The following is a 24331-nucleotide window of genomic DNA, read 5'->3' as shown; positions in this document are numbered from 1 at the left end:
GGTGATCAGTCCAGCTCCCGGCTCAACGGCAGATTCACAAAACTCGGCTCGTCCGGATCCAGCATCAGATGCTGCGGCGCGAGCCGGCTCTCCACCAGCAGCGGCGGCAGCAACACACCGCGCGGGAAGTTGCTGGCGTACACATCGATCCGCGCCCGATGACCCGGCTGCAGCACCGCATCCACCGGATTCACCGCAATATCCAGCACCGTCGGCTGACCCGGCACCAGCGGTTCCCGGTCCGCCAAGGTCAGCTTGTAGGCCGTCTCCGTGTAGTCGCCCGCGGCGTCCTTCTTGCTCTTCGCCTCATCCACGGCACGCAGCGACGCGGTCAGCTGACCGCTCGCCAGCACCGTCGAACGACCGTCCGGCGCAATATCGTTCAGCGTGACGGACCAGTAGCCCTCGGTGGTGTCGTACATGGTGTTCAGATGCGCGGTGATCGGACCGGAGATGGTGGTGGCCTCCGAAACCGGTGCGCTGGTGAAGGTCAGGCCGCCCAGTTCGTGAATGCGATCGTCCTCGGCACAGAACGGGAGGATCGACAACGCACCCGCGGACTCCACCGCGGAATCCCGCGAGCACAAGGCCGTCGCACCCTGCAATGGCCAAACCGTCAGCTGCGCGGGGGCATCCGGGGCCTGAGCGGACAGCGAACCGTCATAGACACTGTTCGCCGTGCCACTGCGCGCCGCGGACAGATACACCCGCCGATAGTCGGCATCCGGCTTCGGGAAACCCTGCTGACTGACGAACCAGCCACCCTGCTGCCACAGGACGACCGGACCGTACTTGTCGATGCCATTGTCAATACCCTTGAGCCACTTGTCGTACCAGGCCATCTGCAATACATCCAGGCGCGGCGGACGACCCGGATTACCGAAACCGGAACCCGGATTCGCATGATACGTATTGCCCATGATCAGCTTCTTCTGCTCCGGCGGCAGCGGAATCCGGTCATAGACCATCGAACTCGACGGGGCGAAGATGTCCTGCCAGCCGCCGTACGCGAAGGTCGGCACATGAATACGCTCGGGATGACTGTCGGTGAACGCATTTCGCAGCGGACTGCCCGGCTCCAACTGTTTACGCAACGGCTCGGGTAGCTGACTCACATCCGGGACCAGCGCCATCAGGATGTAATCGAAGAATTCGAACGGCGTACCGATGCGGTCCAGCAGCCATTTCAGGTCCAGATGACCCATCAGCAGGCCGACCGGATCCGGGACGTTCTTGAGGGCGTCCACGCCGGCGATATACAGCGGCGCGAAAAGGCCCAGTCCCCCACCGGGAGCCGCGACATCACCGACGAGGTCGGAGCTGCCCTCCACCGGGAAGATCGCCTTCAGATGCGGCGGATTCTGCTCGGCGGCCATGTATTGATTGATGCCCGAATACGAGATGCCGTTCATGCCGATATTGCCGTCGGACCACGGCTGATTCGCGGCCCAGTCGATCACCTCGGAAGTGTCCTGGGTTTCCCGGGATTGGAAGAACTGCCAGGTGCCCTGCGAATAACCGGTGCCGCGCACATCGACCACGATCTGCGTGTAACCCTGCTGGATCAGCCTGCGGTCGGCGCCGAAACCCCGTGCGGCGCCGCCACTCAGCACACGGGTGAGATCGGTGAGCGACTGCAGCGGGGTACCGGTCAGGTCGACCGAATTGACCAGCTGGATGAGCGCATCGGACAACACCGGCACGGACAGCGCCACATCGGCCAGCCAGGAGGCGAACTTCGTGTACGGGGTGAGGTTGACTATGGTCGGCAGCGGCGTGTTCACCGGCGCGCCGTTCGCGTCCACGGGGCGATAGATATTGGCCTTCAGGACCGTGCCGTCGCTCATGGTGATCGGGACGTCGAAATCGATGTGGACCTCGCCCGGATAGCGGCCCGGGTACTTCGCGGGGCCGTCGTGCGCGGCGAGCCAGGAGCCCGCGAGTGCGCCGCCGTCCGACGGGGTGTCGGCGTGCGCGGTCGGCGTCACCCAGAGTGTGGTCAGGGCCAGGGTCACCGATAAGACGGCGGATCTGGCCAGAGCTTTGCGGAATCTCCTCATCATGCGGACCCCTTCCGGCGTCCCTTGCCCAGGGCGCGCGCGGCTTGTAAACAGTGGCGTACCTATGTTGGAGGTGAGCACAAACTGTCTGAGACATATTGAGGATTTTGTGCAGTAGATCACATGACAACGATCACTATGCTCGAAACATGGGACTGGAGACCGACATCGACCGCCGCCGCCTACCGCGCGGCACCCACGGGCTGAACCCCGCCGATGTCGTGCACTCCCAGCGCATGCGCATGTACATGGGCGTCCTCGAAGCCGTCGCCGAACGCGGCTACACCGCCACCACCGTCGCCGATATCGTGGCCCGCGCCAATGTCTCCCGCCGCACCTTCTACCAGCAGTTCACCGGCCGCGACGACTGCTTCTCCGCCGCCTTCGACGCCGCCGTCGACCTCGTCATCGACTACCTCGACGAGAGCATCCGCGACCTCCCGCACACCGACTGGCGCGGCCTCATCCACACCACCCTGCGCGAATACCTGCGCACCCTCACCGACAACGACTACTGCGCCCGCGCCCTCCACCTCGAATGCCTGGTCGCCGGCCCCACCGTCGCCGAACAACGCCGCCGCATGAAAACCCGCCTGGCCCAACGCATGCAAGCCGCCTTCCACATCGGCCGCACCCGCGGCGACATCCCCGCCGACCTCCCACCCGAAGTCTTCGAATCCCTCATCGGCGCCATCGACGACCGCATCCGCGACTGCCTCCAACTGACCGGCCCCCAAGCCCTCCCCACGCTCCTCCCCCACCTGCACGCCTTCACCCTCGCCCTCTTCGGCACCCCCGACTGGCCCGCACGCGCGAACTGACGCAACCCAATACCCGCACTGATCAGCGGTGATAGCATCCCGCTCCATGACCGAAGGTGGAGGCGGCCCAAACCTCTCAGTCGTCCCCGACGACGTCCGAGCCATCGGCGTCTACGCCTACGACCTGGCCGACACCCTCCGCCGAGCCCTCGCCTCCGCAGCCCGCGAAGTCGACGGCCTGACCGGCAAATCCTGGACAGGCACGGCCGCCGACAGCTTCGCCGAAGGCTGGTCCGAAGTCCACGACAGCGGCACCGAAATCCTCGACGCCCTCACCACCCTCGCCCGCGCCCTCGGCGTCACCGCCGACACCTACACCACCCGAGACACCCGATTCGCCACCGACATCACCACCCTGGACCTCCCATGACCGGCGAATTCGAAGTCGACCTCCCCCACCTCGACGAGGTAGTAACCAAACTCGCCAACCTCACCACCTACCTCACCGACCACCTGGCCACCCTCGACCAAAAGGTCGCCACCCTCCACACCGGCTCCTGGACCGGCACCGCCGCCGAAGCCCACCACCGAGCCCACACCGAATGGTCCAAAGCCGCACAAACTTTCACCACCGGCGTCTCGAACATGACCACCGCCGCCCACAACGCCCACACCCACTACACCAACGCAATCACCGCCAACACCACTATGTTCGGCGGACACTGACATGGTCGCCGTCGACCCACAGGCGTATGCCGATACCGCCGAGCAACTGTCCAAGCTCGGTGACGACATCGACACCGCCGCAACCACACTCACCACGAGCCTGGCCGGTACCGGGTCCATGGCGGGAACGACCGACCATGCCAAGCAGTGGGCCGCCGCTTACGACTCCAAGGCCGCCAACGCCACCGACAACACGCGCAAACTGGCCCAAACCCTCCGCTACTACGCGGGTCTGGTCGCGCTCGCGGGCCACAACCACGCCCTGGCCAACTATCAAGCCGATACGAATACCGCCAAGGGTCCTGCCCCGGTGAAGCCGCCGACCCCGGAATCTCCCGTTCCCTTCTGCTGGGTCGGCGCACCTGCGGCGGGTGGCCCCGGCCGCGGCCTGGAAACCGACATCCCCGATCTGCTCGAAAAGATCGGCATCCCGGTCCCGGACGGCGACACCGACAAACTCGACAAGGCCGCCCAGGCCTGGCACGCCTTCGCCCAATCCCCGGCCATAGCCGAATCCCAGCTCACCATCGGCGCAGCCGCCTCCCTCATCAACGGCATGGACTCCCCCGAGGTCCCCGACATCCTCGGCCACCTCACCACCCTGAGCTCCGCGGCCCGCAGCATCGAACTGGCCGCCACCACCCTCGAAGCCGACTGCCACAACCACCGCAGCCGCCTCACCGACCTTCGAAACAAGATCAAACACTTCATCGACGACCTCGCCGAAATGATCGCGGTCAGCATCGCCGTCTCGATAGTCGCCACTTTCATCACAGCCGGCATCGGCCTCATAGTCGACGCCGCAGCCGCCGCCAAAGCCGCCAAGAACATCACCGACACCGCCGCCCTCATCAAAGACGCCATCGAAACCAGCAAACTCTCCGAAACCCTCACCACCGCAGCCGAAGAAACCGACGCCCTCGCCACCACCAACTCCGACCTAGACAAACTCGCGCAACTCCCCGCGAAAGTCATCGACGAGGAATCCGCCGAGGCGACGGAGGCCTCAACAATCCGACTGGGATCGGACGTGAAGACCGTCGATGAGCAACCCCTATCGATCGATGGCAAACAGATCGAAGCGAAGTTCAAGCACGCCCAAGACTTCGGCGTGACCGAGGGCAGAGGCAGGGAGGGCTTCGATCAACTCACAGATGCCGTCGGGGAGCAGGTCGAAAACCCGAATACCCTGCATATCGCCGGTACATACCGCGGTAATCCAGCAATCCTGAACTACAATCCGGACTCTGGTCTGGTTGTTGTGCAATCGCCGTCGGGCGAGTTCGTATCCGGCTGGAAGCTGAGCCCGGCGCAGGCGAAATACGTTCTCGAACAAGGAAAGTTAGGTGGTGGATGATGGCCGCGAGCCAAGCGGAGGTCGATCGGATGCTGGCCAACTACAGGGAGTTGATTCATCGATTCATCGCCGGGGAGTCCAACGCCGACGACTTCGAACGAGACTTCCTGCGCACCTTCAAGAACGACACGAATCAGATACCCAGCACTGAATTCGAAGTACTGGACTCACTCTTCGCCGATGTCGATGACTATGTCGCCGATCAAGGTCTACGTGAGCAGGTCGGTGGTCTCGACGCGGAGGAACTCCGCGCCCGCGCACGTAACGCCTATCAGCGACTCTATCCCTGATCTTCGTCGTCGCATACCGAGCCACCGAACAACGAATGCCCGCTCTCGAATGAGTAGCGGGCATTCATGTTTCGAGCGCCGGGTGAATCAGCAGTAGTAGCAGATGCCGTTGGCGGGGAGTTCGGTGAAGCAGTTGGTGCAGACGGCTTTGCGGGCTTCGGGGTCTGGTTTGGGGGTGGAGGCGGGGGTGGTGGAGGTGACGCGGAGGGGGGCGCCGCCGTTGCGGGGGATGAGTGGGGGGATGCCGCCGTCGGCGGGGATGTCGGCGCCGTAGGCGGCGTAGCACTGCCAGCGGGCGTAGGCGGCGTGGACCTCGAGGTCGGCGGGGATGGGGAGGTGGGCCAGTTCGAGGACGTATTTGTAGCTGTCGCTCACCTTGTGGTTCTGCTTGACGCACAGGGCGGTCAGCGGGGGTTCGCCGGCGTTGTGGCAGCGGCGGGCCACCTTGCGGAGGATGGCGTCCATCCAGGTGCGGGTGGGGGCGTCGGTGCGGATACCGGACATCTCTTGGATGCGCTCGGCGAGTTCATTGATGGTGACGAAATGACCGTAGCCGGAAGCGGATTCGACCAGGACTTCGTGGGCGGCCAGTGCCCATGCCACCGCGGCATCGCGGAAAGTCACCGCTTCGCCGTCGTCCGTCCGCCAGGCTCCCGAAGTTGTTGCAGCATCCCTCATAGCCCGTCCAGGCTAATGCGTCGCGCGGGCGACACGCCAATCCTGTTTGGACATATAGAGTTTCAGTTTCATCACACTTGGACGTGTGCCCGCATACGTATGACGAACTCGCAAGAAAAATGTGAAGGACCCGCCCCTGGAAGAGGGCGGGCCCACCACGAAAAACACTGGCCCGCTTCCGTAAAGGAAGCGGGCCAGTGTCATGACTCGATCAAGTCATGGAGCAGGCTTACTTGGCCTTCTCCAGCACCTCGACCAGACGCCACCGCTTGGTGGCGGACAGCGGACGGGTCTCCATCAGCTGCACGCGGTCGCCGACACCGGCAACCTCGTTCTCGTCGTGCGCCTTGACCTTCGAGGTGGTGCGGATGATCTTGCCGTAAAGCTTGTGCTTCACACGATCTTCCAGCTCGACCACGATGGTCTTGGTCATCTTGTCGGAGACGACGTAGCCGATGCGCACCTTGCGCTGGCCACGGTCCTCCTGCTTGGCCGGCGTCTTGGCCGGGCCCTTGGCGTCACTCATGCCGCGTCTCCCTTGCCTTCAGGACCGGAGGCCAGGCCGAGCTCGCGCTCACGCATGACCGTGTAGATGCGCGCGATCTCGTGGCGGACCACACGCAGGCGCCGGTTGTTCTGCAACTGGCCGGTCGCCATCTGGAAGCGCAGGTTGAACAGCTCTTCCTTGCCTTCACGCAGTTTCGCGACGAGCTCCTCAGCGGTCAGCTCGCGCAGCTCTGCAGCCGGAGTTCCGGTAGCCATCAGAACTGCTCCTCTCGCGTCACGATCCTGCACTTCATCGGGAGCTTGTGCATCGCACGGCGCAGGGCCTCACGAGCGATCTCCTCGGTGGGGTAAGAGATCTCGAACATGACCCGACCGGGCTTCACGTTCGCGATCCACCACTCCGGCGAACCCTTACCGGAACCCATGCGGGTTTCGGCCGGCTTCTTGGTGATAGGACGGTCCGGGTAGATGTTGATCCAGACCTTGCCGCCACGCTTGATGTGGCGAGTCATCGCGATACGCGCCGACTCGATCTGACGGTTGGTGACGTAGGCCGGCTCCAGAGCCTGGATGCCGAACTCGCCGAACGTCACCGCGGTGCCGCCCTTGGACATGCCAGAGCGCTTGGGGTGATGCTGCTTACGGTGCTTGACCTTGCGGGGCATCAGCATTGGTCAGCCCTCCTGGTTCTCTGCCGGAGCCGGCGCCTCCGCGACTGCAGTCGCGGCCCGGCCGGCCTCGGTGCTGGTCGCCGTGGTGCCCTGGGCACCCGAGCGACGCGGACGACTCGGGCGCTCACGACGCTCGCGACGGTCACGATCACCGGACGGCGCGGCGGCAGCAGTGACCTCACGCTTGCCACCGACGATGTCGCCCTTGTAGATCCAGACCTTCACGCCGATACGACCGAAGGTGGTCTTGGCCTCGTACAGGCCGTAGTCGATGTCCGCACGCAGGGTGTGCAGCGGCACGCGACCCTCACGGTAGAACTCCGAGCGCGACATTTCGGCGCCACCGAGGCGGCCCGAGCACTGCACACGGATGCCCTTGACGTTCGGCGAACGCATGGCCGACTGGATGGCCTTACGCATCGCGCGACGGAACGCCACACGGTTCGACAGCTGCTCGGCCACACCCTGAGCAACGAGCTGCGCATCCGACTCGGGGTTCTTGACCTCGAGGATGTTCAGCTGCACCTGCTTCTTGGTGAGCTTCTCCAGCTCGGCGCGGATGCGGTCGGCCTCGGCGCCACGACGGCCGATCACGATGCCCGGACGCGCGGTGTGGATATCCACACGCACACGGTCACGGGTGCGCTCGATCTCGACCTTCGAGATGCCGGCCCGCTCCATGCCGGTGGCGAGGAGCTTGCGGATCTGGACGTCTTCGCCGACGTATTCCTTGTACTGCTTGTCGGCGTACCAGCGCGACTTCCAGTCGGTGGTGATACCGAGGCGGAAGCCATGGGGGTTGATTTTCTGTCCCATTTACTTTGCCCCTCCCTTCCGGCGGCTACGAGTGGCAGCGCCGGCGGTGGGCACGCTCTCGACCTCGATGGTGATGTGGCTGGTGCGCTTGCGGATCCGGAACGCGCGACCCTGGGCCCGCGGCTGGAAACGCTTCATGGTCGCGCCCTCGTCGACATACGCCGTCGAGATGACCAGGGTGGCCGGGTTCAGGCCGAGGTTGTTCTCGGCGTTGGCGGCCGCCGAAGCGACAACCTTCGCGACCGGCTCGCTCGCGGCCTGCGGCGCGAACTTCAGGATGTTCAGCGCATCCTCGACACGACGGCCACGGACCATGTCCACGACGCGACGCGCCTTCATCGGCGTCACGCGAACGTGCTTGGCGGTCGCGCGCGCGGTCGGGTTCTGAGTTTCAGTGCTCATCGCCGCTTGCTCTTCCGATCTTCCTTGACGTGGCTCTTGAACGTACGAGTCGGCGCGAATTCACCGAGCTTGTGTCCAACCATGTTCTCCGACACGAACACCGGCACGTGCTTGCGGCCATCGTGGACCGAGAACGTGTGACCGATGAAGTCGGGAATGATGGTGGAACGACGCGACCAGGTCTTGATGACCTGCTTCGTGCCCTTCTCGTTCTGGACGTCCACCTTCTTGAGGAGGTGTCCGTCGACGAACGGGCCCTTCTTCAGGCTACGTGGCATCTTTAACCTCCTCCTTAACGCTTCTTGCCGCGGCGGCGGACGATGAGCTTGTCGCTGGGACGGTTGGGCTTACGGGTACGGCCCTCGGGCTTGCCCCACGGGGAGACCGGGTGGCGACCACCGGAGGTCTTACCCTCACCACCACCGTGCGGGTGATCGACCGGGTTCATGACCACACCACGGACGGTCGGGCGAACGCCCTTCCACCGCATACGGCCGGCCTTGCCCCAGTTGATGTTCGACTGCTCGGCGTTGCCGACCTCGCCGACGGTGGCGCGGCAGCGCACGTCGACGCGACGGATCTCACCGGAAGGCATACGCAGCACGGCGTACTGGCCTTCCTTACCCAGCAGCTGGATGCTCATGCCGGCCGCGCGGGCCAGCTTGGCGCCGCCACCGGGACGCAGCTCCACCGCGTGGATGGTGGTACCGGTCGGGATCGAGCGCAGCGGCAGGTTGTTGCCGGGCTTGATGTCCGCGCCGGTGCCCGACTCGATCTTCGTGCCCTGGGCAATGCCCTTCGGCGCGATGATGTAGCGCTTCTCGCCGTCCGCGAAGTGCAGCAGAGCGATATTGGCGGTGCGGTTCGGGTCGTACTCGATGTGCGCGACCTTGGCCGGGATGCCGTCCTTGTCCAGCCGACGGAAGTCGATCAGACGGTAGGCGCGCTTGTGGCCGCCACCCTTGTGACGGGTGGTGATGCGGCCCTGCGCGTTACGGCCACCGGTCTTGGTGAGCGGACGCAGCAGCGACTTCTCGGGGGTCGAGCGGGTGATCTCGGCGAAGTCCGAGACCGATGCGCCGCGGCGACCCGGGGTCGTGGGCTTGTACTTACGGATTGCCATGAGTTCTTCTCTACTTTCTGGATGTCCGACCGCTTACGCGACCGGGCCTCCGAAGATCTCGATGGGCTTGCTGTCGGCCGAGATGGTCACGAGCGCGCGCTTGGTGCTCTTACGCGTGCCATAACCGAAGCGGGTCCGCTTGCGCTTGCCCTGACGATTGGCGGTGTTGACGCTGGTCACCTTGACGCCGAAAACCTTCTCGACGGCAATCTTGATCTGCGTCTTGTTCGAGTCCGGGTGCACGATGAAGGTGTAGGTGCCCTCCTCGATCAGTCCGTAGGACTTCTCGGAGATCACCGGCGCCAGCAGAATGTCGCGCGGGTCGGCGATGGTGGTCACTTGCTCTCCTCCTGTGCAGCTTCGGCAGGGCCGTGCACGAAGGCGTTGAGCGCCTCGACCGAGAACACGACCTCGTCCGACTTCAGGACGTCGTAGGTGTTCAGCTGATCGGGGGCGATCGGGTGCACGTTCTGCAGGTTCGCCACGCTCTTCCACGCGGTGACATCTTCACGACCGACGACGACCAGGATGTTCTTCCGGTCCGAGATCTCGGCCAGGAAGGACTTGGCCACCTTGGTCGACGGGGTCTGACCCGCAACCAGTTCGGTGATCACGTGGATGCGCTCGTTGCGCGCCCGGTCCGACAGGGCGCCACGCAGTGCGGCGACCTTCATCTTCTTGGGCAGGCGCTGGGTGTAGTCGCGCGGCTGCGGGCCGTGGACGGTGCCACCGCCGGCGAACTGCGGCGCACGGGTCGAACCCTGGCGCGCACGGCCGGTGCCCTTCTGGCGGTACGGCTTCTTGCCACCACCGCGGACTTCACCGCGGGTCTTGGTGGCGTGCGTGCCCTGGCGAGCCGCGGCCTGCTGGGCCACGACGACCTGGTGCATCAACGCGATGTTCGCCGTCACGTCGAAGATCTCCGCGGGGAGCTCGACGGTGCCCTCGGTCTTGCCGCCAGCGGCCTTGACCGTGAGCGTCAGGTTGGTCTTGGTCTCGGTGCTCATGCCCGGGCACCACCCTTCACTGCACTCTTGACGACCACGATGCCGCCGGTGCGGCCCGGGATCGCGCCCTTGATCAGCAGCAGGCCGTTCTCGGCATCCACCTTGTGGACCGAGAGGTTCTGCGTGGTGACGCGGTCGTTACCCATCCGGCCGGACATGCGCATGCCCTTGAACACGCGACCCGGGGTGGAGCAACCACCGATGGAGCCCGGACGACGGTGCACGGCCTGCGCACCGTGCGAGGCACCCTGGCCACGGAAACCGTGACGCTTCATGGTGCCCGCGAAGCCCTTGCCCTTGGAGGTGCCGGTCACGTCGACGTAGGCGCCCGCCTCGAAGACATCGGCGTTGATCTCCTGGCCGACCTCGATGCCGGCGACATCGGCGAGACGGATCTCGGCGATGTGGCGGCGCGGGGTGACACCGGCCTTGGTGAACTGGCCGGAGACCGGCTTGTTCACCTTGCGCGGGTCGATGGCGCCGTAGGCGACCTGGACGGCGGAATAGCCGTCGCGCTCGACCGTGCGGATCTGGGTAACGACGTTCGGGCCCGCCTTGATGACGGTCACGGGAACGACGCGGTTCTTTTCGTCGAAGACCTGGGTCATGCCGAGCTTGGTGCCCAGGATGCCCGCGGCCGGACGAGTCTTGTTGTCAGTCATATTCGAAGTCCCCGTCACTGAATGTTGACGTCGACACTGGCCGGCAGGTCGATGCGCATCAGGGCGTCAACCGTCTTCGGCGTCGGGTCGAGGATGTCGATAAGCCGCTTGTGGGTGCGCATCTCGAAGTGTTCGCGCGAATCCTTGTACTTATGCGGCGAACGGATGACGCAGTACACGTTCTTTTCGGTCGGCAACGGCACCGGTCCGACGACACGGGCGCCGGTACGGGTCACCGTCTCGACGATCTTGCGCGCAGACGCGTCGATCGCCTCATGGTCGTAGGCCTTGAGCCTGATGCGGATCTTCTGTCCCGCCACGCTGAGTGTCCTTTTCTCCGCTTGCGTTGTGGGCCAAGAGGTTTCCCTCTCAGACCACCCTCATTTGCACAGCCCGAACACACGAAGACGCATCAGCCACCACACGACCGGCCACCTGGGCCCGATCCATCGCCGCTGTTCATCTGTCATGGTTCATCCGGTCCACGCGGTCGGGCGTGTCGCTCCGCCGCTCATTCCTCGGCCCCGGAGTAAATCCGCTATGGCCTCGGAACATTGTCCCGGACGCACCCACGCCGCTATCAGCGGGGTGCAAAATTGGGTCATACTCACCCACGACCTGCATCTTTCCAATGGAATTGACACAACTCGGTGTGGGCAACCCGAACAGTATGCCTCGAGCGCAGGGCCGACTTCAAATCGGACCCCCTCCGCTACGTGACGGCGATGGCCCTGGTCACAACTGCCGCGACGGGTGATCCAGCCACGGCTCGTCGGACTGCCGATACCAGCGCAGGAAGCGACGGCCCAGCAGATGGATCAATGCGATCAGCGCCACACAGCCGGCCGCGAACATCAGCAGCCAGCGCGGCGAATCGGTGATGGCGGTATCCGCCGGAGGTTCGGCGGCGGCCTACTTCCGCTTAACTTACTTTTGAGTAAGATCGGCCGCATGACCAAAGAGACCGCCACCTACCGCGGCTGGAAGAAGCTTCCCGACAACCGCATCGGCCACACCTTGTTCTCCCTCGGCATGGTCGCGCGGGTCCCCTACTTCGGCACCGTGCTGCCCAGCGTGGTGCGCCTCGAGCCCGGCCTGTGCGAGGTGACGGCGCCCAAGTGGTTCGGTATTCACAACCACCTCGGCACTTTTCACGCCATCGCCGCCTGCAATCTCGCCGAGGTCGCCATGGGCATGCTGTCCGAGGCCACCGTCCCGGGCACCCACCGCTGGATCCCCAAATCCATGAACGTCCAATACCTCGCCAAGGCCAACTCCGGCCTCCGCGCCGTGGCCGAACTCCCCGAAGTCCCCGACTTCGACAAGATCACCGAAGGCCGGGACCTCATCGTCCCCGTCTCCATCTACGACAAGTCCGGCCTCGAAGTGGTCCACGCCGACATCACCACCTGGGTCACCCCGAAGTAGCCGACGATGGGCCCGGGCCGCCGGGCCCTTTTTGCCGCCCGCGAGAGACCGGGACGATGCTGGCGGACGTGGGGGCGGGCTGGTTGGATGCGGGTATGAGTGGCCGGGAGGTCGGCGGGGCGGCCGACGTGTGTGTGGTGGGGCTCGGGCCTACGGGGCGGGCGTTGGCGCATCGGGCGATGGTGGCGGGGATGCGGGTGATTGCGGTGGATCCGCGACCCGAGCGGCTTTGGGGGCCCACCTACTCCTGCTGGATCGACGAGCTGCCGGAGTGGTTGCCGCGCACGGCGATTGCCAGTCGGATCGAGGCGCCGGTTGTTTGGACTACCAGTGAGCATCGGATCCCTCGGCCCTACTGCGTGCTGTCGAAGCAAGGGTTGTTCGATTCGGTGCCGTTGGATGATGCGACCGTGATCGCGCGGCGGGCACGGACTGTCGAGGCGCATCGGGTGGAGCTGGCCGATGGGACCGAGGTGCGGGCCGCGACGGTGATCGATACGCGGGGGCAGGCCGGGCCGGGAGCGCGGCGGACCGCCAGTGCGCACGGGATTTTCGTGGATGAAGACATCGCGGCGCCGATGGTGAGTGCGGGGCAGGGGCTGCTGCTGGATTGGCGGGCGGAGAACGGGGCGGGGGCGGATGAGCCGCCGTCGTTCCTTTACTCGGTGCCGCTCGGGGATGGGACCGTCATCTTCGAGGAGACGAGTCTCGGACTGCGGGGTGGGATGCCGCAGCACGAATTGCGACGGCGGACGTTGAATCGGCTTGCTGCGCACGGGATTACATTGCGGGGGGATGAGCCTACCGAGGCGGCGCACTATCCGCTGGATCAGCTGCCGCCGAAAGCCGGTCGGGGGCAGGTGATTCCGTTCGGGTCCCGGGGCGGGATGATGCATCCGATCACGGGATACTGTGTGGCGGATTCGCTTTCGCTGGTGGATACGGCGGTGGAGGCCATCCGGCGGGGGCAGGATCCGATCGAGGCGATGTGGCCGTGGGAGGCGCGGCTCGTGTACTGGATGCGGATGCGGGGGGTGTACGGGCTGGGGCGGCTCACGACCGCGCAGTCGATCGCCATGTTCGAGGCGTTCTTCACGCGGCCGCCGCGGCAGCAGCGGGCACTGTTGTCGGCGCACGACGACTACACCGCGCTGGGGTCGGCGCTGTTCATGACGGTGGCCAGGACTTGGCCGTTCCGGTGGCGGTTCGATCTGGTCGGGTGGACCAACCGGAATCGGTGGGTGGGGTGGGAGTATCCGCGGCCCGCGGCCGGGACTTCGCTTTCCCGCCACGAGGATTCCCGGCACGAGGATTCCCGGCACGAGGATTCGGCCACGCCGTAGCGGTCACACCCAGTTTTCGATCCAGTACTTCCAGATGATGGGGGCGTAGGCCTCCAGCGGCGGGACGCGGATGTCGGTGCCGGACAAGGCGGCGGCGGTGTGCCGCGCGTCGAGCCGGCAGTTCAGCTGGGTGTGCTCGATGAGGTCGGTGGGGACGCCGACCTGGCGCAGCGCCCAGCCCATGCCGGGGACGCGGAGGGTGACGTCGAGGGTCTGCTTGGGCATGACCTCGACCAGGTGCGGCGCCCCGGCTTCGTCGGCGAAGAGGTTGAAGACCTCGGCGACGGTCTGGCGGCGCGGGTCGACCAGGTGGTAGGTGGTGTTGTCGCCGTCGGGGCGGTGCGCGATGTGGTCGAGGGCGCGGGTCACGAAATCGACCGGGACCAGGTTGGTTTCGCCGAGCTTGGGGGCGACGACGGGCAGGATGCGCGGCAGTTGCGCGGCCATGCGCAGCAGCCGGAAGAAGTAGTAGGGGCCGTCGATGCGGTCGATCTCGCCGGTGCGGGAGTGGCCGATGATGATGGATGGCCGGTAGATGCGCCACGGTACGGCGGTCTGTTCGCGCACGGCGTGTTCGGCCTGCAGCATGGCGCGCTGGTAGGGGGTGGCGAGGACCTGGCCGACCTCGGTGGTGTCCTCGGTGAACATGCCGTTCCAGGAGCCGGCGACCTGCACGGTCGAAACATGGTGCAGGCGGCCCGCTTCCACGGCGGCGGCGAGTTCGGTGACGCGGCGGGTGCCGCCGGCGGGGCCGGCGGTGTCGTAGCCGCCGGCGAGGTGGAAGACGTGGTCGATCGAACCGCGCTGTGCGGCAATCCAGCCCGGGTCGATGCCGAGTCCGGGTGCGCCGAGGTCGCCGCGGACGGGCCGGATGCGGCCGGTCGGGCCCCAGGTGCGGAGGCAGCGGTTGAAGCGGAGCACGGAGTCTTCGCCGGGGCGCACGAGTACATGGACGTCTTCGCCTCGACGCAGAAGTTCGGGGACGAGAAACCGACCGATGAACCCAGTTGCCCCGGTAACCAGGTAAGCCATGCGGCCCACCTTAACGTGACACAACACGCATTCCGCCCGTACCACGGTCGGGGCGCGCGTATTTCGGCGATCCGCACAGTGCGGATCGCCGAGGCTGGTGAGGTGGGCCGGACCGATCGGGGCTCCCGGGCGGCGATCCGCACAGCGGGTGCGGACCGCCGAAGCGACGAGAGTGAATTACGCGCCCGTCTCGGCGGCGCGGCGGTAACCGCGGATCGCCGGGTACGCGAATATGACGATGGTGCCGAGCACCCAGGCGAGTGTCTTCCACAGCGGCGTGAAGATCGGCCCGTCGTAGGCGAGCCCGCGCATGGCGTCGATGGTGGTGCTCATCGGCTGGTTCTCGACCACCTTCTGCAGCCACCGCGGATACGCGTACACGGGAACGAAGCCGGAGTTGAAGAACATCAGCAGATTGCTGATGATGCCGACCACCGATACCAGCACCACGCCGTCGGAGAGGGTGGCGAGCGCCGTGACCAGCACCGCGAATCCGATGCCGAAGAAGACCGGCATCAACACCATGCCGATGGCGCCGCCCGGCCCGTACCAGAATCGGAAGCCCAGGCAGATGCCCACTATCAGCACGAACAGCGTGGTGACGAGCACGCGGATGGCCTCGGCCAGCAGTCGTCCGGTGAATCCGGCGGCCCGGTGGGTGGGCATGGTGTAGAAGCGGCCGAGCAGTCCGGTCGCCTTCTCCGCCTTGAATCCGAGTGCGCTGATCACGGATCCGGACATGGCCGCGACCAGCATGACCATCGGTACCTGCCCGTAGACGGCGGGGATACCGGTGACCGAGCTGATCGTATCGCCCAGCACCACATGGAACATGAGCAATGTGAGGGCCGGATAGATGAGGGCCTGAACCGCGGTAGCGGGGTCCCTGGACCAACCGATCAGCAACCGCTTGGTCTGGATGAGGGTCTGCTCCGCCCAGATCCCGATCGTCCGCTCGGAGCGCGGCTTCACCTCGGGCAGCGGCTGATATCCCGCCCAATCCTTTTCGGCCACACCGGCCTCGACCGTGGTCATGATCGCCTCACACTCGCCCAGACCGCCATCGGCAGGAATACGACCGAGAGGCCGATCAGCCAGACCAGCGGCACCCAGAACACATGCCATGTCACGCCGCCCTGGGCCATGTCACGCAGCGCGTAGGAGAACTGCGAGATGGGCTGATTACGGGCGAACGGCCGAATCCACTCCGGGAAACCGGCTTCCGGAACGAACCCACAGGACAGCATGCCGAAGATGAGAGTGGGCAGGGTCAGCGCCTGACTGAGGGATTCGGGACTCTTGGTGAGCGATCCGAGTCCGTCCGCCCCGATCGCCAGCACGGTACCGACCAAAAGGGAGAACGCACAGAACAGCACGGCTTGTCCCGGACCGGCGATGAATCGGAAGCCGATCATGTAGCCCCAGCCGATGGCGGCCGCCAGGGAGGTCACCGAACGCACCAGGCCCGCGGACAACCGGGACAGCAGTGGCACCAATTTGCCGATCGGCATGGTCTGCATGCGCATATTGAGTCCGGTCAAGGTTTCGAATGCGGCGAGCTGCGCGTTCGACATCATGGTGAAGGACATGGTCTGCAGCACGATGATCGGCATGACGTACTGCGCGTAGTGAATGCCCTTGACCTGCATGACGAATTTGAGCGGCAGGTAGAAGCCGACAGCGAACACCAGCGGCGTGATCGCCGCGACGATGAGTTCGCCCTTGGTGGCCATGACCCAGACGATGCGCCCGGTGAGCGCCCGCCACTGCGCGAAGCTGTTGGGCCGGGTGGGCGGGACGCCGGTGAAGAGGTCGGCGGCACTGGTCGCGGGGGCGCTCATTGCGACTCTCCCGCTTCGAGTTCCGGGGTGCCGGAATGTCCTGTGAGGGAAAGGAATACGTCGTCGAGGGAGGGCCGGCGCAGCCCGATGTCGGCGAGTTCGATGCCGACGCCGTCGAGGCGGCGCAGCGCATCGGACAGCGTGGCGGCGCCGTCCGGCGCGGGGATCGAAAGCCGGTCGTGCCCACCGATATCCGCGCGGACCGCGGCCGGCACCAGATCGCCGAGGGCGTCGGCGACGCGGCTCAGCTGGGTGGGGTCCAGCGGCACGATCTCGCAGTAGCTGCCGCCGGTCTTCTGCTTGAGGGCGTCGGCGGTGCCTTCGGCGATGACGGTGCCCTTGTCGATGACGATGATGTTGTCGCTGAGCACGTCGGCCTCTTCGAGGTACTGCGTGGTCAGCAGGACGGTGATGCCCTGGTTCTTGAGGGCGGTGACGAGGTCCCAGACGCCTTGGCGGCTGCGGGGATCCAGGCCGGTGGTGGGTTCGTCGAGGAAGACGACTTCGGGCCGGACGACGAGCCCGCAGGCGATGTCGACGCGGCGGCGCATGCCGCCGGAGTAGTGGCGGACGGCGCGGCGGCCGGCGCCGGTGAGGTCGAATTCCTCGAGCAGGGTGTCGGCGCGGCGGCGGGCGTCCTTGCGGCCGAGTCCCATGAGGCGGCCGAACAGTTCGAGGTTCTCGCGTCCGGAGAGATTTTCGTCGAGGGCCGCGAACTGTCCGGTCATCATGATGGATCGCCGTACCGCCGCGGGGTCCTTGCGGACGTCGTGCCCGGCGACGCGGGCGATGCCGGAGTCGGGGCGCAGCAGGGTGGACAGGATTTTGACCGTGGTGGTCTTGCCGGCGCCGTTGGGCCCGAGGATGCCGAGTACGCGGCCGCGGTCGGCGGTGAAGGAGATGCCGCGCAGGGCGTGCACCTCGCCGAACGACTTGCGGACGTCTTCGACGTATACGGCCGGGTCTCCGACGCCGGTTTCCGTGTGCGGCGTTTTCGAATCCGGTCTGTCCAAGCTCGGCATCAACTCTCCACTATTGCTGGGCGGGCACGATTTTCTGACGCCCCGTGCGACGGGTCCCCACATCCCTGCCGGGATGATCCACACCGTCGGCCGCGATGTTACAGGCGAGTCTGGAACGGGACCTTTCCTTCGCCAAAGCAGTTATTCGACAAACGTGTCCTTGGTCACAAACCGATCGGTCACCGCATAGCCGCTGATCCAGGCACGGACCGGGCGGTATGCAGTGATTTCGCTACCTTGTCGCATCTGCGACTCGAACCATAGTCTGGCGAAGCGGGGAGTAGTTCAGTGGCCGCGAGAGGGTAACCATGGCCGAATCCGCGCAGGCTCGTTCCGAACAGCCGCGCGCAGCGCGTACCGGGGCGAGCAGACCGAAGGTCCTCACCTCCTACGATCCACGCACCGGAGAGGTGCTCGGCGAATACGCCGTCATGGGCGCGGGTGAACTCACCCGCACCGTCCGCTCCGCGCGCACCGCCCAGCAATGGTGGGCCGCAATCGGATTCGACGGCCGCAAACGCTGGCTGCTGGACTGGAAACGCAGCATCGCCCGCGGCACCCGGGACCTGGTGGAGCTGATCAGCAGCGAGACCGGCAAACCCCGGATGGACGCCGCCATCGAGGTGACGCTCGCGGTGGAACAGCTGGATTGGGTTGCCCGCCACGCCGAACGCATGCTGGGCCGCCGCGTCGCCGCCCGCTTCCGCCGCGACCGCGAAGGCTCGGTCGCGCGGCTGCCGCTGGGCACGGTGGGCGTGCTGGGGCCCTGGCACAATCCCGTTCTCACACCGATGAATTCGATCGCCTCCGCCATGGCGGGCGGCAACAGCGTGGTCTTCAAACCCAGCGAACTGACCCCCGGTGTGGGCGCGTGGATCGCCGATACCTGGAGTCACCTGGCACCGAATCAGCCTGTGCTGCAAGTGGTCACCGGCGACAGCAGCACCGCCGCCGCGCTCACCCGCGCCCGCCTGGACAAGATCGCGTACGCCGGATCCGCCGCGGGCGCCCGCGAGCTGGCGGTGCTGTGCGCGCAGTCCGGCACTCCGCTGACCGTGGAGCCGGGCGGCCGCGGCGCCATGGTGGTGCAGGTCGACGCCCGCCTCGATACCGCCGCGGCCGCGGCGGTTTACGGGGCCATGGCCAATTCCGGTCAGCACCCGGCGGGTGTGCACATCGTCTACGTCGCGGATTCGGTCTACGACCCGTTCCTCGAACTGATCGCCGACCAGGCCGGGCGGCTGCGTCCCGGTGCCGACCGCCGCGCCGCCTACGGGCCCATGCTGGTCGAGGCCCAGATCGATGTGGTGCGCAAGCAGGTTCGGGATGCGCTCACCCGCGGCGGGCACGCCCTGGTGGGCGGCCTGGATTCCATCCGGGAGCCGTATATCGAGCCGATCGTGCTCACCGATGTGCCCGACACCAGCTCGGCGGTGACCGGCGAGGCGGTGGGACCGGTGCTGATCATCCACCGGGTGGCCACCATGGACGAGGCGGCCGAGCGCATCAATGCCGCCGAAACCCCGCTGCCCGTAGCGGTTTTCACCCGGGACGTGCGCAGTGTGCCCGATTTCGCCGCACGCCTGCGCACCGAACTGGTCACCGTCAATTCCACACCCGTCTACGGCATTCACGGCCCCGGGCGCACGCGCGACCCGCTCACGCCGGAGCTGTTCACCCGGGCGCAGACCATTACCGACAAGCACCCCACAGATCAGGTCACCCTGGGCACCTTCGACCGTCATCCGCAGCGCCTGCGGGTGGCCCGGGCGATCTTCCGCCTGCGACATCGGGTGTGAAGCAAAGACACCGCTGCGGGCAGGGCGATCGGGTCCTGCCGTGGAGCACCGCCCCGTTGCTCGGCCCTCTCGCGCGGCACAGGTCAGCCTTGCCGCGCGACACTCGTCGACCTTGCCGCGCAGCATTGTTCAGTCATGCCGCGCAGTGACTGTCAGCAGTTGCCGCGCAGCACCGTCAGGCAGTGGCGCGGAAGGCTATTCGGCCGTGGCGTTCGCGCCCAGCAGCACCGCGCGCATGAGCGCGCTGACGCGGGCGAGGTTCTGCGGGCGGCCGTCGAAGCGGATGCGGCGGCCGACGTCGATGACCTGTCCGATGGCGGCGTGTACTCGGAAGCGGGCCTCCACCTGATCGCCGTCGAGCAGGTTGGCCCATTCCAGGACGTTCTGGCGCTGGATGGAGCGGAGCCGATGTTGTTCGGAGGCCGGGATGTTCGAGAACTCCGAGAAGTAGACGGGGAGGATCTCGGGCATGGCGAAGGTCATGCGGGCGAAGCGGTCGGCGATGCGGACCGCCGCGTCGGCGCGAGAAGTGGCCTCGGACAAGGCTTCCGTATTGGCGATGGCGACGCGTTCGCCGGTGCGGTGGAAGGCGGCGGCGAGCAGATCGGCCTTGCTGCTGAAGTAGCGGTAGACGCTGGAGGCATTGATGCCGGCCGCGGCGCCGATCTCCTCGATGCTGGCCTCGTGGTAGCCCTGGCGGCCGAAGATGCGGATGGCCTCGGTGAGCAGTTGCTCCCGCTTGGAGATGACCGGCAGGCCGCGCAGGATCGGGTCGCCGGTGACGGCCGGCGGGGCGGGCGGCAGTTCGACGCGCAGGATGTCCCAGCAGATGTCGTTGATCAGGTTGACCAGGCGGGTGGTGGACAGGGCCGTGCGGTGCGCGGTGATGCTGCCGATGACGCTGAGCACGGCGGCGGCGCGGAGCTGGATGTCGGCCGGGTCGGCGTCGGGGTAGAGCGCGGCGATGGGCTCTTCGACGGTTTCGTGGAGGGCGGTGTAGACGACCCGGATGCGGGCGCGGTCCTCGCGTTCCAGGTAGCGGCGTTCCCAGCGGTAGAGTCCGCCCTCGCGACGCACGTCGATGGTGTACTCGGCGATGCCGCGGATCAGGGCGGTGAGTCGCGGTTCCGGTTCCAGGGCCGGATCGTCGGCGGCACGGGCGGCGTCCAGCAAATGCTGTGCGCCCATTTCGGCGGCCGCGACCAATAACGCGTATTTGTTGGTGAAGTGCCGGTAGAGGGCCGGGCCGGAGATTCCGACCTCGGCGGCGATCTCGTCCACGCCGACCGGGTGATAGCCCCGCTCAGCGAAGGCGCGTGCGGCGACGCGCACGATCTGGGCCTTGCGATTCTTGGGGCGGCGGCGCGGTCCGGATTCACCGTCGGGTCGCGCGGAAGCGAGGCCCAGCTCGCTGCTGTCGGCGACCATACGGTTTCTCCTTCTCAGTGGCTCCGGCTGTTGACACGGCCGGACGGACGCCCCTAAGTTAACCACAATTCGCAAAAGTGAACATATCGCGCGGCGTGCCTCACCCGCACGCGGAGCTAGGAGCGGACATGAGTTATACCGCGACCACCACTGGCTACACGGCGGTTCTGGACAAGCGGGTGCTACGCATCACGCTCACCAACCCCAAGCGCAAGAACGCCATCGACTACGCCACCATGCTCGGGCTCGGCGACACCATACGCGCGGCTTCGGCGGATCCCGCGGTCCGGGTGATCGTACTGACCGGCGAGGGCGGCGATTTCTGCACCGGCGCCGATCTGTCGGTGAGCGGTGATTCGATCGATGAAGACACCGCCGATCAGACCATGGTGGCTGCCAATGCGATGGTGAAATCCATTGTGGACGCACCCATTCCGGTCATCGCCCGGGTGCGGGGCGCCGCGGCGGGCATCGGCGTCGCCCTCGCGCTGGCCGCCGACCTCACCTACGCCTCCGAGGAGGCGTACCTGCTGCTGGCGTTCATCAATATCGGCATCATGCCCGACGGTGGCGCGGCCGCCATGGTCGCGGCGGCGGCCGGTCGCCCGCTCGCAGCCGAGATGGCGTTGCTGGGCAATCGGCTGCCCGTGACCGAGGCCGTGCAGCATGCCTTGATCACAGGGGTCTATCCGGAGGCGGAACTGGACGCGAAGGTGGAGGCCGCCGCGGACAAGATCGCCCACGGCCCGCGGCGCGCGCTGGAGCTCACCAAGCGCGCCCTCAATACCGCCACCCTGGCCCCGCTCGACGCCGTGCTGGCGGCCGAGCGGAAGGGTCAGGTCGAACTGCTGCAGCAGCCCGACTTCGCCGAGGGTGTGGCCGCCATGCTCGGAAAGCGCAAGGCGGTCTTCGGGGAATGAGCACCGAATAGCCTTGCGCCCCTTACGGGATCAGCTTCCCTGCACGGTCAAGTAGATCAGCAGGATGTTGAGGACGCTGATGATCGCCGCCACCAGCCAGGCCAGTGCCGTGGTGACGCGGTGATTCACGTTGTCCCCCATCAGCTCCCGATTGCTGGTGAAACGGACCAAGGGGATCAGTGCCAGCGGAATGCCGAAGGACAGTACGACCTGGGAGATGATGAGCGCCCGCGTCGCGTCCACGCCGGCGGCGAGCACGGCCAGCGCCGGGATGAGGGTGACGACGCGGCGCACCACCAGTGGGATGCCGCGATGCAGCAGGCCCTGCATGATCATGGCGCCGGCGTAGGCGCCGACCGAGGTGGAGGCCAATCCGGAGGCCAGCAGGCCGACGGCGAGCAGCAGGCCCGCGAGCGGTCCGAGCGAATCCCGCACGGCCGCATGGGCGCCCTCGATGGTGTCCACGCCCTCGCGTCCGCGCAGGGTGTTGGCGGCCATGAGCAGCATGGCCAGGTTCACCGCGCCGGCCAGCAGCATGGCCAGGCCGACGTCGTAGCGGGTGATGCGCAGCAGCCGGGTGCGGGCCGGGCCGGGCTCGGGGTGTCCGTGCCGGTCGCGGGACATGCCGGAGTGCAGGTACACGACGTGCGGCATGACGGTCGCGCCGATCATGGCGGCGGCAAGCAGCACGCTCTCGCTGCCGTCGAAGCGGGGCACCAGGCCCTCCAGGGTGCCGGAGGCGGAGGGCGGTGAAATGACCACGGAGGCAAGGAATCCGATGGAGATGATGCCGAGCAGGCCGAGGATGATGCGTTCGAAGGGTTGCTGCCCGCGCCGGTTCTGAATGGCGAGCAGGCCCAGTGAGACCACGCCGGTGATGACGCCGCCCAGCAGCAGCGGCAGCCCGAACAGCAGTTTCAGTGCGATGGCGCCGCCGACCACCTCGGCGAGATCCGTTGCCATGGCCACGATTTCGGCCTGCCCCCAGTAGGCGAGGCGAACGGGCCTGCCGGCCTTGTCCCGCACCAATTCCGGCAGGGATCTGCCGGTGACGAGTCCCAGTTTGGCGGAGAGGAACTGCACCAGCCCGGCCATCACATTGGCCATGACGATGACCCAGACGAGGAGGTAGCCGAACTTGGCGCCCGCGCTGACATTGGAGGCGACATTGCCCGGGTCGACGTAGGCGATGGCCGCGACGAAGGCGGGACCCAGTAGCAGCGAGGCTGATCTGGCTCGTTGGAACGCAGTGCGATGTTCGGCCACGCTGGTACTCATTTCCATAGTTTACGGGTACCCGAACTTTTTTGTTAAGTACTGCCGTAGAACTGTGAACAAGACCGCAAGAAACGAGCCGAAAACGAAACCGCCCCGGCGTAAACGCCGGGGCGGTCAAGTATGCGCTGGTTCGGATCAGATGCCGAGGCCCTGGGCCAGGACCGGCCAGGAGTTGATGAAATCGTCCCGCCAGTAGCCCCACGAGTGGGTGCCGGTGGACGGGAAGTTGTAGGTGGCCGGGATGCCGATCGAGTTCAGCTTGTTCATCAGGTTGTGGCTGCAGAAGTTGGTGCCGGACTCGATGGCGCCACCGATGATCATCTGGTTGGCCAGGCCGTAGGCGCCGGGCAGCGCGTACTGACCGTTGAGGGTGTCGTACTGGCCGGGCAGGCCGCTGCCGGACGAGATGTAGAGGTTCATGCCGCGCAGCTTCTCGGCATTGATGACCGGATCGTGCTCGGCCCACTCCGGTGAATTGTCGTCGCCGTACATGTTGGTCAGATCGCCGCCGCCCCAGGTGTCGACGGTGAGGCGCATGAACTCACGGCCGACCGGGTCGGCCATCTGCGCGCAGCCGGAGTAGGCGGCGACGGACTTGTACAGGTCCGGCTTGGCCTCGGCGAGGGTGAGCACGGTGGTGCCGGAGGTCGAGATGCCGGCGACGGCGTTCACGCCGTCGGTGCCCAGCGCGGCGTCGATCAGCGGCGGGAGTTCCTGGGTGAAGAAGGTGGTCCACTTGTTGACGCCCAGCACCGGATCGGTCTTGTCCCAGTCCTGGTAGTAGGACCATTTGCCGCCGATAGGCTGGACGACATTGACGTTCTTGTCGCCGAGGAAGCCGCCGACGATATCGGTGTTGTGCACCCAGGTGGCACTGTCCTGGCCGCCGCCCGCACCGTTCAGCAGGTACAGGGTGGGGCGCGGGACGGACGCGTCGGCGGGACGCTGCACATCGATCGGGTAGGTGGCGTCCATGGCCGCGGAGTAGACGTAGAGCCGGATGTTCCGGCCGTCCTTCATCTCGGCCTTGGTGATCTTCGATCCGTCGGAGGAGACCGGATCCGCCAGGAGCTTCTTGCCGTCGATGATCGGGTCAGCGGAGGCGGTGCCGCCACCGATACCCGTCATGAGGCCGGTGAGAACCGCTGTGGCGGCGAGGAAGGCCGCGGCCTTGGCGCCG

At 66.3% G+C, this 24331-nt stretch carries 29 protein-coding genes; 9 read left to right on the top strand and 20 right to left on the bottom strand.

The annotated features are described in order from the left end of the window. Positions 1–5: 5 nt before the first annotated feature. The gene (locus tag ACIP5Y_RS42815; RefSeq protein WP_400359129.1) at positions 6–2063 is read right to left on the bottom strand and encodes a CocE/NonD family hydrolase; all 2058 of its coding nucleotides are present in this window, start codon (positions 2061–2063) and stop codon (positions 6–8) included. Between the two features lie 146 nt (positions 2064–2209). Between ACIP5Y_RS42815 and ACIP5Y_RS42810 the strand changes: the two genes are divergently transcribed. Genes ACIP5Y_RS42810 through ACIP5Y_RS42790 form a run of 5 tightly spaced genes read left to right on the top strand, consistent with a single transcriptional unit; the run spans position 2210 to position 5194 of the window. Further along, positions 2210–2881, top strand: coding sequence for a TetR/AcrR family transcriptional regulator (locus ACIP5Y_RS42810; protein WP_400359127.1), 672 nt, complete (start codon positions 2210–2212; stop codon positions 2879–2881). 46 nt (positions 2882–2927) lie between these two features. Next, positions 2928–3251 (top strand): WXG100 family type VII secretion target, encoded by a 324-nt coding sequence (locus ACIP5Y_RS42805; protein ID WP_400359125.1) that lies wholly within the window; start codon positions 2928–2930, stop codon positions 3249–3251. After that, the gene (locus ACIP5Y_RS42800; protein WP_400359124.1) at positions 3248–3547 is read left to right on the top strand and encodes a WXG100 family type VII secretion target; all 300 of its coding nucleotides are present in this window, start codon (positions 3248–3250) and stop codon (positions 3545–3547) included. The genes ACIP5Y_RS42805 and ACIP5Y_RS42800 overlap by 4 nt, the downstream gene beginning before the upstream one ends. Before the next feature lies 1 nt (position 3548). Beyond that, on the top strand, positions 3549–4904 hold the full coding sequence (locus ACIP5Y_RS42795; protein WP_400359122.1) for a colicin D domain-containing protein: 1356 nt from the start codon (positions 3549–3551) through the stop codon (positions 4902–4904). Beyond that, a complete protein-coding gene (locus ACIP5Y_RS42790) occupies positions 4901–5194 on the top strand; it encodes a colicin immunity domain-containing protein (RefSeq protein WP_400359120.1) in 294 nt (97 codons plus the stop codon). The genes ACIP5Y_RS42795 and ACIP5Y_RS42790 overlap by 4 nt, the downstream gene beginning before the upstream one ends. Before the next feature lie 87 nt (positions 5195–5281). Here the strand turns inward: ACIP5Y_RS42790 and ACIP5Y_RS42785 are convergent, their stop codons facing one another. The 12 genes from ACIP5Y_RS42785 to rpsJ form a co-directional block, all read right to left on the bottom strand. Next, complete coding sequence (locus ACIP5Y_RS42785) at positions 5282–5818, bottom strand: hypothetical protein (RefSeq protein WP_400359118.1); 537 nt, start codon at positions 5816–5818, stop codon at positions 5282–5284. Between the two features lie 283 nt (positions 5819–6101). After that, positions 6102–6398 carry a 30S ribosomal protein S17 gene (rpsQ, locus tag ACIP5Y_RS42780; protein WP_400359116.1) on the bottom strand — a complete coding sequence of 99 codons (297 nt, stop codon included), beginning with the start codon at positions 6396–6398 and terminating at the stop codon, positions 6102–6104. Beyond that, positions 6395–6634 (bottom strand): 50S ribosomal protein L29, encoded by a 240-nt coding sequence (rpmC, locus tag ACIP5Y_RS42775; RefSeq protein ID WP_397006300.1) that lies wholly within the window; start codon positions 6632–6634, stop codon positions 6395–6397. The genes rpsQ and rpmC overlap by 4 nt, the downstream gene beginning before the upstream one ends. Beyond that, on the bottom strand, positions 6634–7050 hold the full coding sequence (gene rplP / locus ACIP5Y_RS42770) for a 50S ribosomal protein L16 (RefSeq protein ID WP_400359113.1): 417 nt from the start codon (positions 7048–7050) through the stop codon (positions 6634–6636). The genes rpmC and rplP overlap by 1 nt, the downstream gene beginning before the upstream one ends. A 3-nt stretch (positions 7051–7053) precedes the next feature. Then, positions 7054–7866 carry a 30S ribosomal protein S3 gene (gene rpsC, locus ACIP5Y_RS42765; RefSeq protein WP_397006296.1) on the bottom strand — a complete coding sequence of 271 codons (813 nt, stop codon included), beginning with the start codon at positions 7864–7866 and terminating at the stop codon, positions 7054–7056. Then, positions 7867–8268 (bottom strand): 50S ribosomal protein L22, encoded by a 402-nt coding sequence (gene rplV / locus ACIP5Y_RS42760; protein ID WP_397006294.1) that lies wholly within the window; start codon positions 8266–8268, stop codon positions 7867–7869. Beyond that, positions 8265–8546 (bottom strand): 30S ribosomal protein S19, encoded by a 282-nt coding sequence (gene rpsS / locus ACIP5Y_RS42755; RefSeq protein WP_040804204.1) that lies wholly within the window; start codon positions 8544–8546, stop codon positions 8265–8267. The genes rplV and rpsS overlap by 4 nt, the downstream gene beginning before the upstream one ends. A 14-nt stretch (positions 8547–8560) precedes the next feature. Further along, on the bottom strand, positions 8561–9391 hold the full coding sequence (gene rplB / locus ACIP5Y_RS42750) for a 50S ribosomal protein L2 (protein WP_397006291.1): 831 nt from the start codon (positions 9389–9391) through the stop codon (positions 8561–8563). 33 nt (positions 9392–9424) lie between these two features. Continuing rightward, on the bottom strand, positions 9425–9730 hold the full coding sequence (gene rplW, locus ACIP5Y_RS42745; protein ID WP_067712168.1) for a 50S ribosomal protein L23: 306 nt from the start codon (positions 9728–9730) through the stop codon (positions 9425–9427). Continuing rightward, complete coding sequence (rplD, locus tag ACIP5Y_RS42740; RefSeq protein WP_400359109.1) at positions 9727–10398, bottom strand: 50S ribosomal protein L4; 672 nt, start codon at positions 10396–10398, stop codon at positions 9727–9729. Before rplD ends, rplW begins: the two co-directional genes overlap by 4 nt. Beyond that, a complete protein-coding gene (gene rplC / locus ACIP5Y_RS42735; RefSeq protein WP_400359107.1) occupies positions 10395–11060 on the bottom strand; it encodes a 50S ribosomal protein L3 in 666 nt (221 codons plus the stop codon). Before rplC ends, rplD begins: the two co-directional genes overlap by 4 nt. 14 nt (positions 11061–11074) lie before the next feature. Continuing rightward, positions 11075–11380: a 30S ribosomal protein S10 gene (gene rpsJ, locus ACIP5Y_RS42730; RefSeq protein WP_003938093.1), complete on the bottom strand. Its 306-nt coding sequence runs from the start codon at positions 11378–11380 to the stop codon at positions 11075–11077. 631 nt (positions 11381–12011) lie between these two features. On the opposite strand from rpsJ, the gene ACIP5Y_RS42725 reads away from it, so the two are divergent. Both ACIP5Y_RS42725 and ACIP5Y_RS42720 read left to right on the top strand, forming a co-directional pair. After that, positions 12012–12488: a hotdog fold domain-containing protein gene (locus tag ACIP5Y_RS42725; RefSeq protein WP_400359086.1), complete on the top strand. Its 477-nt coding sequence runs from the start codon at positions 12012–12014 to the stop codon at positions 12486–12488. Between the two features lie 95 nt (positions 12489–12583). After that, complete coding sequence (locus ACIP5Y_RS42720) at positions 12584–13831, top strand: lycopene cyclase family protein (protein ID WP_400359084.1); 1248 nt, start codon at positions 12584–12586, stop codon at positions 13829–13831. 3 nt (positions 13832–13834) lie between these two features. On the opposite strand, the gene ACIP5Y_RS42715 is transcribed toward ACIP5Y_RS42720, so the two are convergent. The 4 genes from ACIP5Y_RS42715 to ACIP5Y_RS42700 form a co-directional block, all read right to left on the bottom strand. Continuing rightward, positions 13835–14863, bottom strand: coding sequence for an SDR family oxidoreductase (locus tag ACIP5Y_RS42715; protein WP_400359082.1), 1029 nt, complete (start codon positions 14861–14863; stop codon positions 13835–13837). Positions 14864–15040: 177 nt separating this feature from the next. Beyond that, a complete protein-coding gene (locus ACIP5Y_RS42710; protein ID WP_400359080.1) occupies positions 15041–15898 on the bottom strand; it encodes an ABC transporter permease in 858 nt (285 codons plus the stop codon). Then, positions 15895–16704, bottom strand: coding sequence for an ABC transporter permease (locus ACIP5Y_RS42705; protein WP_400359079.1), 810 nt, complete (start codon positions 16702–16704; stop codon positions 15895–15897). The genes ACIP5Y_RS42710 and ACIP5Y_RS42705 overlap by 4 nt, the downstream gene beginning before the upstream one ends. Further along, the gene (locus ACIP5Y_RS42700) at positions 16701–17726 is read right to left on the bottom strand and encodes an ATP-binding cassette domain-containing protein (RefSeq protein WP_400359078.1); all 1026 of its coding nucleotides are present in this window, start codon (positions 17724–17726) and stop codon (positions 16701–16703) included. The genes ACIP5Y_RS42705 and ACIP5Y_RS42700 overlap by 4 nt, the downstream gene beginning before the upstream one ends. Positions 17727–18034: 308 nt before the next feature. On the opposite strand from ACIP5Y_RS42700, the gene ACIP5Y_RS42695 reads away from it, so the two are divergent. Beyond that, positions 18035–19525, top strand: coding sequence for an aldehyde dehydrogenase family protein (locus tag ACIP5Y_RS42695; RefSeq protein WP_400359076.1), 1491 nt, complete (start codon positions 18035–18037; stop codon positions 19523–19525). Between the two features lie 195 nt (positions 19526–19720). On the opposite strand, the gene ACIP5Y_RS42690 is transcribed toward ACIP5Y_RS42695, so the two are convergent. Then, positions 19721–20953 (bottom strand): TetR/AcrR family transcriptional regulator, encoded by a 1233-nt coding sequence (locus ACIP5Y_RS42690; RefSeq protein WP_400359074.1) that lies wholly within the window; start codon positions 20951–20953, stop codon positions 19721–19723. Positions 20954–21081: 128 nt separating this feature from the next. Between ACIP5Y_RS42690 and ACIP5Y_RS42685 the strand changes: the two genes are divergently transcribed. Beyond that, positions 21082–21873 (top strand): enoyl-CoA hydratase-related protein, encoded by a 792-nt coding sequence (locus tag ACIP5Y_RS42685; protein WP_400359072.1) that lies wholly within the window; start codon positions 21082–21084, stop codon positions 21871–21873. Positions 21874–21903: 30 nt separating this feature from the next. Here the strand turns inward: ACIP5Y_RS42685 and ACIP5Y_RS42680 are convergent, their stop codons facing one another. Continuing rightward, on the bottom strand, positions 21904–23151 hold the full coding sequence (locus ACIP5Y_RS42680) for an Nramp family divalent metal transporter (protein ID WP_400359071.1): 1248 nt from the start codon (positions 23149–23151) through the stop codon (positions 21904–21906). Positions 23152–23286: 135 nt separating this feature from the next. After that, positions 23287–24279 (bottom strand): alpha/beta hydrolase, encoded by a 993-nt coding sequence (locus tag ACIP5Y_RS42675; protein WP_400359783.1) that lies wholly within the window; start codon positions 24277–24279, stop codon positions 23287–23289. Positions 24280–24331 lie beyond the last annotated feature (52 nt).

Origin of the sequence: Nocardia sp. NPDC088792, from assembly GCF_044750615.1 — a bacterium.
In the GTDB taxonomy this organism is placed as follows: Bacteria; Actinomycetota; Actinomycetes; order Mycobacteriales; family Mycobacteriaceae; genus Nocardia.
This window is presented reverse-complemented; position numbering and strand designations above follow the sequence as displayed.